Source organism: Mycobacterium sp. shizuoka-1 (assembly GCF_002723835.1).
Lineage (GTDB): Bacteria > Actinomycetota > Actinomycetes > Mycobacteriales > Mycobacteriaceae > Mycobacterium.
Genome location: NZ_BEWG01000115.1, coordinates 140,136 through 157,356 on the forward strand (window position 1 = coordinate 140,136; position 17,221 = coordinate 157,356).

General features: G+C 65.8%; 16 protein-coding genes. 14 read left to right on the plus strand and 2 right to left on the minus strand.

All coding sequences use genetic code 11. The features are described from left to right. The first annotated feature begins 77 nt into the window (after nucleotides 1-77). The 7 genes from MSZK_RS29285 (at nucleotide 78) to secA (ending at nucleotide 8,219) form a co-directional block, all read left to right on the plus strand. Nucleotides 78-2,324, plus strand: a complete 2,247-nt coding sequence (locus tag MSZK_RS29285) for an ADP-ribosyltransferase (RefSeq protein WP_099252021.1) — start codon at nucleotides 78-80, stop codon at nucleotides 2,322-2,324. After that, nucleotides 2,324-2,890, plus strand: coding sequence for a hypothetical protein (locus MSZK_RS29290; RefSeq protein WP_142390026.1), 567 nt, complete (start codon nucleotides 2,324-2,326; stop codon nucleotides 2,888-2,890). The genes MSZK_RS29285 and MSZK_RS29290 overlap by 1 nt, the downstream gene beginning before the upstream one ends. Nucleotides 2,891-2,893: 3 nt before the next feature. Further along, a complete protein-coding gene (locus tag MSZK_RS29295) occupies nucleotides 2,894-3,355 on the plus strand; it encodes a hypothetical protein (protein ID WP_142390027.1) in 462 nt (153 codons plus the stop codon). A 40-nt stretch (nucleotides 3,356-3,395) separates the two neighbouring features. Then, nucleotides 3,396-3,749 (plus strand): SseB family protein, encoded by a 354-nt coding sequence (locus tag MSZK_RS29300; protein WP_099252024.1) that lies wholly within the window; start codon nucleotides 3,396-3,398, stop codon nucleotides 3,747-3,749. 2 nt (nucleotides 3,750-3,751) lie between these two features. Beyond that, nucleotides 3,752-4,381 (plus strand): ComF family protein, encoded by a 630-nt coding sequence (locus tag MSZK_RS29305; protein ID WP_099252025.1) that lies wholly within the window; start codon nucleotides 3,752-3,754, stop codon nucleotides 4,379-4,381. A 293-nt stretch (nucleotides 4,382-4,674) separates the two neighbouring features. After that, nucleotides 4,675-5,349 carry a ribosome hibernation-promoting factor, HPF/YfiA family gene (hpf, locus tag MSZK_RS29310; RefSeq protein ID WP_371411414.1) on the plus strand — a complete coding sequence of 225 codons (675 nt, stop codon included), beginning with the start codon at nucleotides 4,675-4,677 and terminating at the stop codon, nucleotides 5,347-5,349. 98 nt (nucleotides 5,350-5,447) lie between these two features. Next, nucleotides 5,448-8,219, plus strand: a complete 2,772-nt coding sequence (gene secA, locus MSZK_RS29315; protein WP_099252027.1) for a preprotein translocase subunit SecA — start codon at nucleotides 5,448-5,450, stop codon at nucleotides 8,217-8,219. Here the strand turns inward: secA and MSZK_RS29320 are convergent. Further along, a complete protein-coding gene (locus MSZK_RS29320; protein WP_099252028.1) occupies nucleotides 8,216-8,677 on the minus strand; it encodes an Rv3235 family protein in 462 nt (153 codons plus the stop codon). The two genes, secA and MSZK_RS29320, sit on opposite strands and share 4 nt — an antisense overlap. A gap of 180 nt (nucleotides 8,678-8,857) precedes the next feature. On the opposite strand from MSZK_RS29320, the gene MSZK_RS29325 reads away from it, so the two are divergent. From MSZK_RS29325 to MSZK_RS29355, 7 genes are all read left to right on the plus strand, one after another. Next, nucleotides 8,858-10,267, plus strand: coding sequence for a wax ester/triacylglycerol synthase family O-acyltransferase (locus tag MSZK_RS29325; RefSeq protein WP_099252029.1), 1,410 nt, complete (start codon nucleotides 8,858-8,860; stop codon nucleotides 10,265-10,267). Nucleotides 10,268-10,282: 15 nt separating this feature from the next. Beyond that, nucleotides 10,283-11,140, plus strand: a complete 858-nt coding sequence (gene ppk2, locus MSZK_RS29330; RefSeq protein WP_099252030.1) for a polyphosphate kinase 2 — start codon at nucleotides 10,283-10,285, stop codon at nucleotides 11,138-11,140. Between the two features lie 20 nt (nucleotides 11,141-11,160). Continuing rightward, nucleotides 11,161-11,664: a hypothetical protein gene (locus MSZK_RS29335; RefSeq protein WP_371411415.1), complete on the plus strand. Its 504-nt coding sequence runs from the start codon at nucleotides 11,161-11,163 to the stop codon at nucleotides 11,662-11,664. Nucleotides 11,665-11,726: 62 nt separating this feature from the next. After that, entirely contained in the window at nucleotides 11,727-12,875 is a 1,149-nt protein-coding gene (locus MSZK_RS29340; protein ID WP_099252031.1) for a ferredoxin reductase, read from the plus strand. A gap of 71 nt (nucleotides 12,876-12,946) precedes the next feature. Continuing rightward, on the plus strand, nucleotides 12,947-14,209 hold the full coding sequence (locus MSZK_RS29345) for a fatty acid desaturase (protein WP_099252032.1): 1,263 nt from the start codon (nucleotides 12,947-12,949) through the stop codon (nucleotides 14,207-14,209). Nucleotides 14,210-14,660: 451 nt separating this feature from the next. Then, nucleotides 14,661-15,581 (plus strand): phosphotransferase, encoded by a 921-nt coding sequence (locus tag MSZK_RS29350; protein ID WP_099252074.1) that lies wholly within the window; start codon nucleotides 14,661-14,663, stop codon nucleotides 15,579-15,581. 20 nt (nucleotides 15,582-15,601) lie between these two features. Beyond that, nucleotides 15,602-16,348: an HAD family hydrolase gene (locus MSZK_RS29355; RefSeq protein ID WP_233211578.1), complete on the plus strand. Its 747-nt coding sequence runs from the start codon at nucleotides 15,602-15,604 to the stop codon at nucleotides 16,346-16,348. Between the two features lies 1 nt (nucleotide 16,349). Here MSZK_RS29355 and MSZK_RS29360 read toward each other — a convergent pair whose 3' ends face one another. Then, a complete protein-coding gene (locus MSZK_RS29360; protein ID WP_099252033.1) occupies nucleotides 16,350-17,198 on the minus strand; it encodes an aldo/keto reductase in 849 nt (282 codons plus the stop codon). Nucleotides 17,199-17,221 lie beyond the last annotated feature (23 nt).

Consider the following 17,221-nt stretch of genomic DNA (forward strand, 5'->3'; position numbering starts at 1 on the left):
CGTTGCGAGTCGACCCGGTGGCGCTGTCCGGGGCAGGGACGTCGATCGCGGGCACGAGTGCGCCCCTGGGGGCGGCAGTGAGCTCGCTGACCGTTGCCTACAACGCCAACACCGGTCAGGATGCGGCTGGAACGGCGTTCGGATTCGCCTATCAGGACTCCGCTCGCGCGCTCGTCGATGCCGCGGCGAAGGGCGTCAACGCAGTGCGCCACATCGGCTATCTGATCCAGGGCTCGGCGGTCAACTACTCCCGCGCCGAGGCCGCGGCCGATCTGCGCGGCGGAGCCTCGCCCCTGACGGCACCGGTGACTGCACCCGAGTACGCCGCACCAGGCACTGCCCCGGATGTCAACGGCCCCGGGCAAACTCCGCCGCTGTTGTGGTATCTGGTGGAGGCTTTGGTGGGGGACTGGTGGCCGAACGGCAGTCCGGGCGAACTCCGCGCCGCCGCGGCGGCCTGGAACGCATTCGCCGCCCCGCTCTACGGGGTTGGCGGACAGAACGCAGGTGCCTACGCGACCATCGGCGCGCAACAGATGCCGGACAAAGAGCCGATGCAGCAGGCGGTACGTGAGGTCGGCACCGCGATGTCGTCGCTGGCAGGCGAGGCACAACAGCTTGCGAGCCAGCTGAGCAGCTTCGCAACCGATGTCGCGACAACGCAGAACGCGATCCGCGACCTCCTCGGCAAGCTCACATCGGTGGTGGGATCGGTGATCGACCGCGGGGTTATGGGCACCGTGTTCGAGTTGCTGAGTGACGACGCCGAAGAGAAGATCCAGCAGGTCGCCGACGACATCAAAGCCGTCATCGCCAACCACAAGCGGCAGTCCGCAGCGCGCAAAGATCTCTTGACACAACTCGTCAACGGGATCAAGAACTACACGCGCGCAATGGAAATCATCACCCGGGTGGAACTGGTCAACTACCTCGGCGAAGACGCTGGGCGGGTTGTCGCCAACATCAACGATGCCGTGACCGACACCAGCGTTGGCATAGCGCTCGGCGGAATCAATACGGTGGGCGGTCTGGTCACCGGATTCGATCCGGTCGGTGATCCGAAGGGTGTCTGGGCCACCATCCAAGGGCTGAACAAGATGGCGCAGACGCTCAACCCGATGTCCGCCCCGACTTCCCTTGTGACGGATCCGCGCGGATCCATCGACATGGTCAAGGCGGTTACGCATTTCGACGATATCTTCACCGGCAACCGGCCCTTCGTCGGAGTTGGCGAGCTGGGCTTCGACATCGGCACGGCTGTTGTGCCCGGTGGAGGGGGAGCCAAAGCCGTTGGTGGTGTGCGCGCCGCAGAGGGAGCGGCAGCGCGTAGTGAAATCGCGACAGGTGAACGGGCTGCCAGTAGAGCAGCCGGCATCGCCTCGGTGACAGGTGGTTTGCGCAACGTCGCGCGCGATGCCGACGGAGTCGCTGCCCGACTCGGCAGCCTGAGCAAGACGACCCTCGACGGCGGCAAGCCGGCATCTGCTCCGCCGTCGGCCCATTCGATATCGGCACCAGTGACCCATGCGCCGGAGACCGCTGTCGCCGCTGTACCCCACAGCGGCGACTTATACGCTGCCGGGCTCGGCGATCAGCCGAACAATCCACCCCATACGGGTCTGCACGACCCGCCTGCGAATCACGGCGTTCCCGGTGGTCAGCTGCCGGACTTGTCTGACATCAACAGCGAATATCGGTTGTCAGGTGGAGCCGTCGATCCTGCGCGGTTCGATGAATGGACGGAGAAGGTCTCGGAGAGGTACGAGCCGATTTCCCCGAGGGGAGTTGCAGGTGTGTACGACTACAGCTCCGAGTTGCATCAGGGAATGAATCCTTACCTCCGAGATGTAGCCGCACTCAGCGAGAGGCAACAATCGGTCTTGGGTGTCGACTCGTTGAGCGATTTGACGCCCGAACAACGTGCATTGTGGGAACAGCGGATCTCGCGTACTGACGAAGGTCTTGCAGCGTTGCCACCGTATCGAGCCGATCCCACGGACCTGGCCTCGACGACATGGCGCGGCATGCGGGTATCAGACTCGCTGCTCGCGCAGCTGGACGAGGGAGCGATATTCAGCGATCCGGGATACCTCAGCACGACGACCGATTCATTCGTGGCGGAGTCGTTCGCCAGAGGCGCGCTGCCGGGGGAGACGCCGATTCTGATAGAGGTAGTTGGAGCGGATGGAGTGAACGTGAGCCAACTTTCACAATATATGGACGAATCCGAGATCCTCTTTCCCCGAGGATCCCGATTCGAAATACTGTCCCGGCAGGTCGGGGATGATGGGGTATTGCGGATGACAATGAAGCAGGTCAAGTGATGAACTCCGATCAGCTGAGCTCGCTCGAAGCGGTCGAAGACTGGATCAATAGCCATCCGACAAAGGGTGAGGGCATGACCCGGCCCTACAGCAGGAAGTGGGAGAACGGCGGTTGTCGGCCGACTCACTCCCTGCGGCATTGGCGCACCGACCCTGTCAAAACCCTTGCGAGCGGATTGGTTTCGCTGGGGTATTCAGTGGTTGGCGTAGATAACGGGGTATTGGTGGACGTCGATGGCCTCCCCGTCCGTGTTTCAGGTAACCGCAGCGTACGAGGGGAGGGGCCGCCGCAGGAGTATGTGCTTCAGGTCGACGGCAGGCCGGTCGAGTTCGTCGGTGACGCACCCGAGGTCGTTGTCGAGTTGGTGAGAGATCTACCGTCACGTCCATCCCCGCCTGCCGAAGTCGACTTCATCCAGATCGGCTTTCCCGGTCATGGGCAAGATGAAGTCACGTATGTCGGCAGCTGGCAATGGGACATACATGGCGAGGCGCGGGGAAGTGAGTTCGTCGACCGGGCGGCCGCGGCCACATTGGCTGCTATCGAGGCAGCCGGAAGGGACTGACACATGGCCGAAGACATTGTGACTACGCTGTCCAAACTGCCTGCGATGCCGGCAATCACGTATCGAGGTATGGCGGGCCCCAGACCGAACGGGTCCTTCACACTCAGCGGAATCCTGCCCACATCGATGGATCCTCGAGTGGCCAGCGAGAACTTCACTGCCGACTGGCTGGCGGCGATCGTGAGCATCACCGGTCGGCTCGTCGCGCCGTTCGCGCGGTATCGCGAGGAGCAGGAGATCGCCATGCTGCCGGGCACACTGCTGTTGCTGGTCGGCTCGGTCGACGTACCTGGTCTTTCGGACGACGTTGTTCTTCTCGCCGAGCCAGGAGACGCACCCGGTCTGCCCGCCGACTCCGCGGCGTTGAAACAAGCTGTGATCGAACAAATCACAGCTGCGCTCGCGCGACCGCCCGTGACCGTCAATACACCGGGCCGGTTCGCTTTCCGACCGCCTCAGAGGTGAGTTGTCGGCAGCAGTCGCGCGGCATAGGAAGTAGGCCGGAGTGGAACCAGTCGACCACACCATCGCCCGCAGAGCCGTCGCATCCTTTGCGGCACAGCCCAATCAAGTCACCGCACTCGAAGTGTTGCGGTCGTGCATGTTCGGCGACCTCCCGCTGCGCAATCCGAACAACGAGCACTCGAGACGGCGACGCGCGACCGCCATGCCCGACGGGTCGGCCGGGCTGTTCGTCTTTACGAGCGCCCCCGAGGTCGTGACCTACAACGCTGCGGATGCCGTGATGTCGAGCACCACCATCAAGGCAGTCGAGATGGCCCGCAATGACGGTTACGGCGGCCTCGTCAATCCACGTGGCCCGTACGTTGTCGCGACGTTGGCCGAGTTGAGCAGCTGACCATGCTCGACCTCGTCCTGCCGCTGGAATGCGGGGGCTGTGGCGCACCCTCCACGCGGTGGTGTGACGCCTGCGCGGCGAGCCTGAAGGTCCACACCGACGAGCCGCACCTGGCCGCCCCGCGCATCGACCCGGGGGTGCCCGTCTTCGCCCTCGGCCGCTACGCCGGCCCGCGCCGGCAGGCCATTGTCGCGCTCAAGGAACACGGCCGCCGCGACCTCGTCGTACCGCTGGCCCGCGCGCTGGCCCTCGGCATCCACCAGCTCATCGGCTGGGGCATCCTCGACCCGCCGTTCACCATCGTCCCGGCTCCTACCCGCACCCTGGCCGCCCGGCGTCGCGGGGGCGATCCCGTCACCCGCATCGCCGCGCGGGCCACCGACCATCACCCGCAGATCGTCGTCACGCCGGCGTTGAAGACCCGCGCGTTCGTCCGCGACTCCGTCGGCCTCGCCAGCGCCGACCGTGAGCGCAACCTGGCCGGCCGGATCCGGCTGACCCGAGAGGTCGCCGGCCCCGTCCTGCTCGTCGACGACATCGTCACCACCGGCGCCACCGCCCGCGAAGCGGTCCGCGTGCTCCAGAAATCGGGCGCCGATGTGACAGCCGTGCTCACCCTCGCGCACGCCTGACCTGTGCATGCCCCGCGTCTCTGTAACGAGGGTCGAAAGAACTGAAAACAGGTGCGCAAAAAGGTGGCACACCGGTGTGAACAACGACTACCGTCGGGGCCAACACGCCGTGAACACATCACGGGGGCGGTCCAGTCACTAGGCCGCCACTTCGCCGAGTAACGGTAGGAGGTGAGGTTTCTCGACCCCTGGCGCCGGCGGATGAATCTCGTGCCAATCCTGTCGGCGCAGCTTCCGAAGCAGGCCGGCACGCCTGAGTGCGTGCAACCCGTAAGAGAAACGAGTTGTCAAGCATGTCAATCGATTCCGTGAACACCGGTCAACTACTCGCCGACGACGACCTTGCCGAAGCCGACGCCAACGCCGAAGTGCAGGTGTGCGGGCGCAACGTCGAGATCCCCGATCACTACCGCGTCTACGTCTCCCAGAAACTCGCTCGCCTCGAACGCTTCGACCGTTCCATCTACCGCTTCGACGTCGAGCTCGAGCACGAACGCAACCGCCGCCAGCGCAAGAACTGTCAGCACGTCGAGATCACCGCGCGAGGCCGCGGGCCGGTCGTCCGTGGTGAAGCCTGCGCCGACAGCTTCTACGGTGCCTTCGAGGCCGCCGTCCACAAACTCGAGAACAGGCTGCGGCGCACCAAGGACCGGCGCAAGGTGCACTACGGCGACAAGACCCCGGTGTCGCTTCACGAGGCCACCGCGGTCACGCCTCTCGTCGACGCGGCAGCGGCGTTCACGCCCGAGCAGCCCGCCGCCCAGGAGCCGATGGTCGAGGATCACGAGCCGGGTCGCATCGTGCGGACCAAGGAGCATCCCGCCAAGCCGATGACCGTGGACGACGCGCTCTACGAGATGGAACTGGTGGGTCACGACTTCTTCTTGTTCCAGGACAAGGAGACCGATCGGCCGTCGGTCGTCTACCGCCGGCATGCCTATGACTACGGGTTGATCCGCCTGGGCTGATCGACGTTGCCCGGGCTCGACCAGCGCGTCACCTAGGATGGGGGGCGCCCACGCCTCCCATCACGGGCGGCTCCTCCTAGATGTTCCAGGGGAAACACGTGCTGTCGAAGTTGCTGCGCCTCGGTGAAGGTCGCATGGTCAAGCGCCTCAAGGGGGTGGCTGACTATGTCAACACCTTGTCCGACGACGTAGAGAAGCTTTCCGACGGGGAGCTGCGGGCCAAGACCGACGAGTTCAAGAAGCGCGTCGCGGACGGCGAAAGCCTCGATGACCTGTTGCCCGAGGCTTTCGCCGTGGCGCGCGAGGCGGCTTGGCGAGTGCTGTCCCAGCGCCACTTCGACGTCCAGGTGATGGGCGGGGCGGCCCTGCACTTCGGCAACGTCGCCGAGATGAAGACCGGTGAGGGCAAGACCCTGACCTGTGTGCTCCCGGCCTACCTCAACGCGCTGTCCGGCAACGGTGTGCACGTCGTCACCGTCAACGACTACCTGGCCAAACGTGACAGCGAGTGGATGGGCCGCGTGCACCGGTTCCTCGGCCTCGACGTCGGCGTCATCCTGTCCGGCCTCACCCCCGACGAGCGTCGCGTCGCCTACGCCGCCGACATCACCTACGGCACCAACAACGAGTTCGGCTTCGACTACCTGCGCGACAACATGGCGCACTCGGTCGAGGAGATGGTGCAGCGCGGCCACAACTTCGCGGTGGTCGACGAGGTCGACTCGATCCTCATCGACGAGGCCCGCACCCCGCTGATCATCTCCGGTCCCGCCGACGGCGCCTCGCATTGGTACACCGAGTTCGCCCGGCTGGCCCCGTTGATGAAGAAGGACACCCACTATGAGGTGGACATCAAGAAGCGGACGATCGGTGTCCACGAATTGGGTGTGGAGTTCGTCGAGGACCAGCTCGGCATCGACAACCTCTACGAGGCGGCCAACTCGCCGCTGGTCAGCTACCTGAACAACGCGCTGAAGGCCAAGGAGCTGTTCGAACGCGACAAGGAGTACATCGTCCGCAACGGCGAGGTCCTGATCGTCGACGAGTTCACCGGCCGCGTGCTGATCGGGCGCCGCTACAACGAGGGCATGCATCAGGCCATCGAGGCCAAAGAGAACGTCGAGATCAAGGCCGAGAACCAGACGCTGGCCACGATCACCTTGCAGAACTACTTCCGGCTCTACGACAAGCTCTCTGGCATGACCGGCACCGCCGAAACCGAGGCCGCCGAGCTGCACGAGATCTACAAGCTCGGTGTGGTTCCGATCCCGACCAACCGCGCGATGATCCGCAAGGACCAGACCGACCTCATCTACAAGACCGAGGAAGCCAAGTACATCGCCGTCGTCGACGACGTCAGCGAACGCTACGAAAAAGGGCAGCCGGTCCTGATCGGCACCACCAGCGTCGAGCGCTCGGAGTATCTGTCGCGGCAGTTCCAGAAGCGGCGCATCCCGCACAACGTGCTCAACGCCAAGTACCACGAGCAGGAAGCCGGCATCATCGCCGAGGCCGGCCGCCGCGGGGCGATCACGGTGGCCACCAACATGGCCGGCCGCGGCACCGACATCGTGCTCGGCGGCAACGTCGATTTCCTCGTCGACCAGCGTCTGCGTGAGCGCGGGCTGGATCCGGTCGAAACCCCCGACGAGTACGAGGCCGCCTGGCAGGAGGAACTGCCCAAGGTCAAGGCGCAGGCCGCCGAGGAGGCCGAGCACGTGATCGAGGTCGGTGGCCTCTACGTGCTGGGCACCGAGCGGCACGAGTCGCGCCGTATCGACAATCAGCTGCGCGGTCGGTCCGGGCGCCAGGGCGACCCGGGCGAATCTCGGTTCTATCTGTCGCTGGGCGACGAACTCATGCGGCGGTTCAACGGCGCGACCTTGGAGAGCCTGTTGACCAGGCTCAATCTGCCCGACGACGTGCCGATCGAGGCCAAGATGGTGACCCGCGCGATCAAGAGCGCGCAGACCCAGGTCGAGCAGCAGAACTTCGAGATCCGCAAGAACGTCCTCAAGTACGACGAGGTGATGAACCAGCAGCGCAAGGTCATCTACGAGGAGCGCCGCCGGATCCTGGAGGGCGAGAACCTGCAGCAGCAGGCCCACGACATGCTGGTCGACGTCATCACCGCCTACGTCGACGGAGCCACCGCCGAGGGCTACGCCGAGGATTGGGACCTCGAGCAGCTGTGGACCGCGCTGAAGCAGCTCTACCCGGTCGGCATCGACCACCACGACCTGCTGGACTCCGACGCCGTCGGCGAACCGGGCGAGCTGACCCGCGAGGAGCTGCTCGACGCGCTGATCGAGGACGCCGAAAAGGCTTACGCCAAGCGGGAAGCCGAGATCACCGCACTCGCCGGTGAGGGTGCGATGCGCCAGCTGGAGCGCAACGTGCTGCTCAACGTCATCGACCGCAAGTGGCGCGAGCACCTCTACGAAATGGACTACCTCAAGGAAGGCATCGGCCTGCGGGCCATGGCGCAGCGCGACCCGCTGGTCGAGTATCAGCGCGAGGGCTACGACATGTTCGTCGGCATGCTCGAGGGTCTGAAGGAGGAGTCGGTCGGCTTCCTGTTCAACGTCCAGGTCGAGGCCGCGCCCGCGCCCGCGGTGGCTCCGGTCGAAACCCCGCAGGGCCTGGCCGATCTGGCCGCCCAGTCGCAGGAGCCGGCACCGGCCCTGCGCGCCAAGGGAATCGACGAGGAGGACTCGCGCCAGCTGACCTACTCCGGTCCCGCCGAAGACGGGTCCGCCGAGGTGCAGCGCAACGGGGGCGGCAAGCACGCGGCGGGCACCACCCGCAAGGAGCGGCGCGAAGCCGCCCGCAAGCAGGCCAAGGGCGGCCGCACGCTACGTCGCGGTTAGCCGATGTGTAGGGCCACCACCTGCCAGCGGTTCCCGGCAGCGGTGGCGACCTGCTCGACCCGGCACGCGATCGCGTGGCTGCGAGGACCCCGGCTGTAGATCGCGGCGACCTCGGCGGCCGATCCGTCGGTGCCGACCGGCTGGACCCGCAGCCGCCGCAGCCGCGCGGCGTCGCGACCGTCGTGGCGGGCGACTGCGGGCAGCAGTGAGTCCACCAGCCCGGCGGCCATCAGCGGACGCAACTGGGCCAGCGAGCGGCGCCGGTCGATGACCTCGAGCACCCGGCGCAAGGCGGCGTCGGCGAACCCGGCCGCCGCACGCAGGGGTGCGGTTTCGGCCGGCGGCAGAGCGGGCCTGCGCGGCGCGGTGCCCGTGGGCGGGCGCACCAGATGCACGCGCTCGGGCGCGGTGCGCAGCACGGGTGGCTCGTAGTCGACGACGGGAACGACGCAGGACATGACACTCTCCGGGGATCGGTCGGCGGGGACCGGCTGCCGGAGAGGGGCGAGCCGATGGCGACATGATGGCACACTCGCCGCGCCGGTGTATGCACCCGCGATGCGGCCACCTGGGTCCGGCGGTTACCGTGTCGGGACGGAGTGGGTGGGGGAGTAGTCGATGAGGGGATTGTCGCGACGATGGTGACTCGACTGTCGGCATCGGATGCGGCGTTCTATCACCTGGAGAACACCTCGACCCCGATGTACGTCGGCTCGCTGGCGATCCTGCGCAAGCCCCGGTCCGGCCTCAGCTACGACGCCCTGCTGGAGACCATCGAGCGTCGCCTGCCCCAAATCCCGCGCTACCGCCAGAAAATCCGCGAGGTGACCCTGGGGCTGGCGCGTCCGGTGTGGGTCGACGATCCCGATTTCGACATCACCTATCACGTGCGACGTTCGGCGCTGCCGTCGCCGGGCAGCGATGCCCAGTTGCACGAACTCATCGCCCGGCTCGGCTCCCGTCCGCTGGACCGGTCGCGCCCGTTGTGGGAGATGTACCTCATCGAAGGTCTGGCCAAGAACAGGCTGGCCATCTACACCAAATCCCACCAGGCCCTCGTCAATGGGATGACCGCGTTGGAGGTCGGTCACGTCATCGCCGACCGGACTCAGAAACCGCCGACATTCGGCGAGGACATCTGGATCCCGGGTCGCGAACCGAGCAACAGCCAGCTGCTGATCGGCGCGGTCGGGGAGTGGCTGGCCCGGCCGCGGGTGCAGCTGCAGGCGGTGCGCTCGGCCATCGGTGAGGTGGCCACCAACAGCGGCGAGCTGGCCGATCTGGCGCGCCGGCTGACCGATGTCGCGCGCACGGTCGCCCGCGGCACCGCGCCCAACAGCCCACTGAACACCAAGGTTTCCCGCAACCGCCGGTTCACGGTCGCCGTCGGTTCCCTGGCCGACTATCGGCTGGTGCGGTCCCGCTACGACTGCGACGTCAACGATGTCGTGCTGGCGGTGATCGCCGGTGCGCTGCGCAACTGGCTGCTGTCCCGCGGGGAACCGGTCACCACCAGTTCCACCGTGCGGGCGATGGCGCCGACGTCGGTCTACCCCGAGGCGGTGCTGGAATCGACCGGGCCCGGCCAGGCGATCAGCGAGGTCGCCCCGTTCCTCGTCGACCTGCCGGTGGGAGAGGGCAACGCGGTGGTACGGCTGTCCCAGATCGCGCACACCACCGAATCGCACTCGGCGGCGGCCAGTCTGGTGGATGCCCGCACCATCGTCACGCTGTCGGGGTTCGCGCCGCCGACGCTGCACGCGATGGGCACCCGGGTGGCCACCCAGTTCTCGGCCCGCCAGTTCAACCTGCTGATCACCAACGTTCCGGGCCCGCAGTCGCAGATGTACGTGGCCGGCGCCAAGCTGTTGGAGATCTATGCGGTTCCGCCGCTGCTGCACAACCAGGTGCTGGCCATCGGCGTCACATCGTATTGCGGCCAGTTGTATTTCGGCATCAACGCCGACCGTGACGCCATGAGTGATGTCGACGTGCTGCCGACGCTGCTGGCCGAATCGCTCGAGGAACTGCTCGAAGCCGCTCAGTAGACGTACTATTCGGCGATGAGTAAGGCGAACTCCGACGGCGGCAAGTCGGTTGCCCGGGTCAACCGCAAGATCCCCAAAGACATCTACAACGCCGAATTGTTCCGGCTGCAAACCGAATTGGTGACGTTGCAGGAATGGGTCAAGGACACCGGGGCGCGGGTCGTTGTCATCTTCGAAGGTCGCGACGCCGCAGGCAAGGGCGGCACGATCAAGCGCATCACCGAGTACCTCAGTCCCCGCGTCGCGCGGATCGCGGCCCTGCCCGCGCCCACCGAACGCGAGCGCGGCCAGTGGTACTTCCAGCGCTACATCGAGCATCTGCCGGCCCGCGGCGAGATCGTGCTGTTCGACCGGTCCTGGTACAACCGCGCCGGTGTGGAGCTGGTGATGGGCTTTTGCACTCCGCAGGAGCACACGCTGTTCCTACGCCAGTGCCCGATCTTCGAACAGATGCTGATCGACGACGGCATCATCCTGCGCAAATACTGGTTCTCGGTGTCCGACGACGAACAGCTCCGTCGGTTCAAATCCCGCCGCAACGACCCGCTGCGGCGCTGGAAGCTCAGCCCGATGGACCTGGAGTCGGTGTATCGCTGGGAGGACTACTCCCGCGCCAAGGATCAGATGATGGTGCACACCGACACCCCGGCCAGCCCGTGGTTCGTGGTGGAGTCCGACGACAAGAAGCACGCGCGGCTGAACATGATGGCTCACCTGCTGGCGAGCATCGACTATGAGCAGGTCGAGCTGCCCAAGGTCGACCTGCCCAAGCGGCCGATGCTGGGCAACTACCACCGCCCGGCGCGGGAGTTGTCGACCTACGTCAACGACCATGTCTCGACGCTGCTCGGGGACCATGAGAAGGCCGACTGAGCGGCGGCTAATCTGCGTGGGTGCGGGTCTACATCCCGGCCACGTTGGCCATGCTGCAACAGCTGGTCGCTGACGGGTCGCTCCAGCCGCGCAGCGGGACGGCGTTCGCGGTGACGCCGACGTTGCGGGAGTCCTACGCCGAGGGCGACGACGACGAACTGGCCGAGGTGGCCATCGGTGAGGCGGCGCTGGCGTCGCTGCGGCTGTTGGCCGCCGAAGCGGAATCGGGCGAGGGTGCGCTGCCCACCCGCCGTGCGGTGCTGATCGCCGATGCCGATGCCACCGTCCGTCCCGATCTGGACGACGCGGTGGTACGGATCACTGGGCGGGTGGATCTGGACCAGGTGGTGGCGGCCTACGTCGACAACTCCGATGCCGAGCCTGCGGTGAAGGCCGCGATCGCCGTCGTCGACGACGCCGATCTGGGCGACGAAGACGCCGAGTTCGTTGTGGGTGACGCCCAGGACCACGCGCTGGCCTGGTACGCCACCCAGGAGCTGCCGTTCCTGCTCGATTTGCTCTGAACGCCTGGATACGGGACCGTAAGTTACGGTACCGTAGGTTTGCGCGCGTCAGGAGGTGCAAGATGGCGAAAAGCCAGGTCAAGATCAGTGCGAACGTGGTCGACACGGTGCGGCCAACGGTGGCCGGTGAGGGGCGCAACCCCGCGGTCGACGCAGTTCGGGCCCTATTCGGCCGGATCACGACGCCGTTGCTGCCCGACGATTACCTGCAGCTGGCCAACCCGCTGTGGTCGGCGCGGGAGATGCGCGGAAAGGTGCTCGACGTCCGCCGGGAGACCGAGGATTCGGCCACGTTGGTGATCAAACCCGGCTGGGGCTTCACCTTCGACTACCAGCCCGGCCAGTACGTCGGCATCGGCCTGCTGATCGACGGCCGCTGGCGGTGGCGCTCGTACTCGCTGACCTCGAGTCCGCACTCCGACGGGTCGGGTCGGTCGCGCACCATCACGATCACCGTCAAGGCCATGCCGGAGGGATTCCTGTCCACCCACCTGGTCGGCGGCGTCAAGCCCGGCACGATCGTTCGGTTGGCCGCACCTCAGGGCAATTTCGTGTTGCCCGATCCTGCGCCCGCGTCGGTGTTGTTCTTGACCGGCGGTTCGGGTATCACCCCGGTGATGTCGATGCTGCGCACCCTGGCCCGTCGTGACCAGATCGGTGACATCGTCCACATCCATTCCGCCCCAACAGAATCCGATGTCCTGTTCGCTGCCGAGCTGGCCCAGCTGGCCCGTGACCACGACGGCTACCGGTTGACCGTGCGCACCACCCGCACCGAGGGCCGGCTGGACCTGCGTCAGCTCGACGAGGTGGTCGGTGACTGGCGGGCCCGCCAGACGTGGGCCTGCGGCCCGGAGGGGATGCTGACCGAGGCCGAGAAGGTCTGGGAGGCGGCCGGCATCGGCGAGCGGCTGCACCTGGAGCGCTTCGCGGCATCCCGGGCCGCTGCCCACGGGCAGGGCGGAACGGTGACCTTCGACCGCAGCGGTAAGACGGTGACGGCCGACGCTGCAACGTCGTTGATGGAGGCCGGCGAGCAGGCCGGCATTCGGATGCCGTTCGGCTGCCGGATGGGCATCTGCCAGTCCTGCGTGGTGAGTCTGGTCGACGGCCACGTCCGCGACCTGCGCACCGGCGCCGAGCACGAGCCGGGTACCCGGATTCAGACGTGCGTGTCGGCCGCGTCAGGCGACTGCGTGGTCGATGTCTAAGGTTTACTGGCTAGTAACCTACGGGAACGTAGGTTACGGTAGCGTAGGAACAAGAAGGGAGGCGTGACTTTATGGCCATCACTGATATCGATGCGTTCTCGCACCTGACCGATGCGGACATCGAGAGTCTGGCAGTCGAACTCGACGCCATCCGTCAGGATGTCGAGGATTCCCTCGGCGCGCGGGATGCGCGCTATATCCGTCGCACCATCGCCGCCCAGCGCGGACTGGAGATCGCCGGGCGGTTGATGCTGACCGCCGGCTCCAAGCGATCCGCGTGGTGGGCCGGCACCGTGACCCTGGGCGTGGCCAAGATCATCGAGAACATGGAGATCGGCCACAACGTCATGCACGGGCAGTGGGATTGGATGAACGATCCCGAGATCCACTCCTCGTCGTGGGAGTGGGACATGAGCGGGGCATCCAAGCACTGGCGCTTCACTCACAACTTCATGCATCACAAGTACACCAACATCCTCGGAATGGATGACGACGTCGGCTACGGCGTGATCCGCGTGACCCGAGACCAGCGTTGGAAGCCGTTCAACCTGTACGGCAACCTGCTGTTCAACACGATGCTGGCGATCGGCTTCGAGTGGGGCGTCGGTCTGCAGCACCTGGAGCTCGGCAAGATCTTCAAGGGTCGCGACGACCGCAAGGCCACCCTGATCCGGGTGCGTGAGTTCGGTGCCAAGGCCGGGCGGCAGCTGCTCAAGGATTACGTCGCCTTCCCGGCGCTGACATCGTTGTCGCCGGGCGCCACGTATCGGTCGACAGTCACCGCCAACGCCGTGGCCAACGTGATCCGCAACGTGTGGGCCAACGCGATCATCTTCTGCGGCCACTTCCCGGATGGCGCAGAGAAATTCACCAAGACAGACATGGTGGGCGAGAGCAAGGGCCAGTGGTATCTGCGCCAGATGCTGGGCAGCGCGAACATCGACGGCGGCCGGGCCATGGACTTCATGTCCGGCAACCTGTCCTACCAGATCGAGCACCACCTGTATCCGGACCTGCCGAGCAACCGGCTGGCCGAGATCTCGGTGCGGGTGCGCGCGCTGTGCGACAAGTACGACCTGCCCTACACGAGCGGGCCGTTCTTGGTGCAGTACGCCAAGACCTGGCGGACCATCGCCAAGCTGTCGCTGCCGGACAAGTACCTGCGTGACACCGCCGACGATGCACCTGAGACCCGCAGCGAGCGGATGTTCGCCGAATTGGGTCCGGGCTATGCCGGCGTCGATCCGCGCACCGGCCGCAAGCGTGGGCTGAAGTCCGCGATCGCGGCGGCGCGGCAGTGGCGACGGGACAAGCGCACGGCCAAGGCGGCGTAAGGATTCAGATCGAGATCGACGCCGGCGAGGGGATGTTCGAGCGATCCCCGCGCCGGCGTCGATTTCGTTTATGTGGAGCATGATTGATCGATGTGGCGATTGCGGGCCGGCAGTGCGCACGATCTCGACATCGTCGAACCCCAAACCTGACACCCTGCTGGTGCTCGCCAGCAGCGACGACCAGGTGATCGGCTACGGGCTGGCGCACATCCCTCGGCTACCGGCCGACCTGGCTGTACCTGTCGAAGTTCGCCGGTCGGGACTGAGCTGCTCGACAGGCCAATCCCGGGCATCGCCGCTATCGTGTGAACGATTGGTGACCGTTCGGCGAACACATCCCCTCGCCGCTGGCCGTCGGGGAGGCGTCGTAATCGGAAAGTACGTCGGCTACGTCCGCCGTGACGACCGGCTGCATGGGTTTCTCGGAGGTATCTGCCGAGACCATCTCGGCGTGCACACCGCCTCGCCGGCGTTTCGGGCGTTCCGGCTGCACGGCAGCAATGAGGTGTACGCCTACGAGGAGAAGCGAACCCGCACCAGGATCATCTGCAAGTTCTACGGATCGCGGTACGGGTCGGATCGCGCCGGCGGCATGGCGTACCGCGAATTCGACAGCCTGCAGCGCTTGCGCGGCTATGACCTGGTCGGCTCGCCGCACCACGTGATCCGTCCGCTGGGTGTGGAGCCGGACATCAACGGCGTGATCGCGCTGGAATTCTATTCCGGAGAGCAGTTCAGCCAGGCAATCGCCCGCTGCATTCAGGGCAATGACCACGCGCATCTGTTCTGGCGGCTCAAGGCGCTGGGGTATTTCCTTGCCACCCAACATAATCGGACTGCGAACGGCAGGACGGTGGACTTCGACGACGACTGCCGGTATTTCGGTCAACTGATCGACCGGCTGCACCGGATCCAGCGAATCGGCCAGTGGGACGTCGACGAACTGCTGTGGCTACAGGCGCTCTGGTACGAACGGCCTGCGATGTGGCAGGACCGGCAGGTCTGGCTGCACGGTGACGCCACCCCGGCGAACTTCCTGTTCGGTCACGGACTCGACGTCGCCGCCATCGACCTCGAACGGATGCGGCGAGGCGACCGCATGTTCGACGTCGGCCGGGTTGCCGGGGAACTGCAGCATGCGTTCATGCTCGGCACCGGATCGAGCAAGCGGGCCGAACCTTTCATCGGCCACTTCCTGTGGGAGTACAGCTGCCACTTCCCGGACCGGCGGCAGGCATTCGACTCGATCACCGCGCGGCTGCCCTACTACATGGCGCTCAACCTGCTCAGAATCGCCCGCAACGGCTACATTTCAGAGGAATACGGGGCGCGGCTTGTCCGTAAGGCCAAGCGGCTTCTGCAGGCCTCGTAGCCCTTCCGCTCGACGTTAGGATGCCGCGCATCGCCATGGAAGTCGCCGCCATCGCCTTCGACGTGAACGGCACGCTGATCCACATCCGCACCGAGGACGACCGCGAGGAAGCGTTCCGTGCGGTCGGTCACTTCCTGACCTATCAGGGAATCGATCTGCGCCGCAACCACATCCGCGAGTTGTACTTTCAGCGCCTCAAGGCCCAGCAACGCCACAGCCACGAGACGCATCCCGAATTCGACGGCCCGGGGATCTGGAAGTCGATCGTCGACGATTTCGCCAGCGACTACACCAGAGCCCTGCCGCCGCAGCGGCTGGCCGAACTGCCGCTGACGCTGGCCGAGATCTACCGCGGGGTGACTCGGCGCAAGCTGAAGCTCTACCCGCACGTGCGCTCCACACTGCGGGTGTTGCGCGACCACTTCCCGCTGGGGATCGTCAGCGACGGCCAGAGCAGCTACGCCCGCGGGGAACTGCACAAGGTCGGGCTGACCGACTTCTTCAAGCCGGTCGTCGTCTCCGGCGATCACGGATTCCGCAAGCCCGATCGCCGGTTGTTCCAGCTCGCCCTCGACGGGATGGGTGTACCCGCCGAGCGAACGCTGTATGTCGGCAACGACATGCACCGCGATATCTTCGGTGCCCGCGAAGCTGGCATGCGCACCGTGATGTACGACTCCGATCAGGGCACCAAGCACCACGAAGGCTGCCGGCCCGACCACCGGATCACCGACTTCCGCGATCTGCTCGCGATCGTCGGACTGTGACCTAGTCCGGGATCCAGTTGAAGTCGTCCGGATTGGGGCCCTGGCGCCCCGCTTCGCCCTTGTCGAGCGCGGTGATGGCGTCGATGTCCTCATCGCCGAGCTCGAAGTCGAAGATCTCGAGGTTCTCCTTGATCCGTTCGGGAGTAACGGATTTCGGGAACACGATGTCGCCGCGTTCGATGTGCCAGCGCAGCACCACCTGGGCCGGGCTCTTGCCCAGCGGCTCGGCGATCGCACCGATCACCGGATCGCCCAGCACCGCGCCCTGCGCGATCGGTGACCAGGCCTCGGTCAGGATGGTGTGGTCGATACCGTATGCGCGCAGCGCGTCGTTGGCGAAGTAGGGGTGCACCTCGATCTGGTTGACGGCGGGCACCGTCTCGCTGTCGCGGGCCAGCTGCTCGAGGTGATGGATCTGGAAGTTGGACACCCCGATGCTGCGGGCTCGGCCGTCGTTCTTGAACTCCTCCAACACCTTCCAGGTGGAGACGAAGTCGCCGTCGTACAACCCCGGCAGCGGCCAGTGGATCAAGAACAAGTCGACATAGTCGAAGCCCAGTGCGTCGATCGTCGCGTCGAAGGCGCGCCGGGCGTCATCGGGCTTGTGGAATCCGTTGTTCAGCTTGCTGGTCACGTACACCTCGCCACGGTCGATGCCGAAGTCGCGGATGCCTTGCCCGACGCCCTTCTCGTTCTGGTACATCTCAGCGGTGTCGATATGGCGGTAGCCGATCTCCAGGGCCGTACGCACCGCTGCCGCGGTCTCGTCGGGCGGGATCTGGAACACGCCGAACCCGAGCTGGGGGATGCGGGTGCCGTCGTTGAGTGTCAGGTGCGGAACAGTGCTCATGTGTGCGGCGTGCCCTCTCGGTT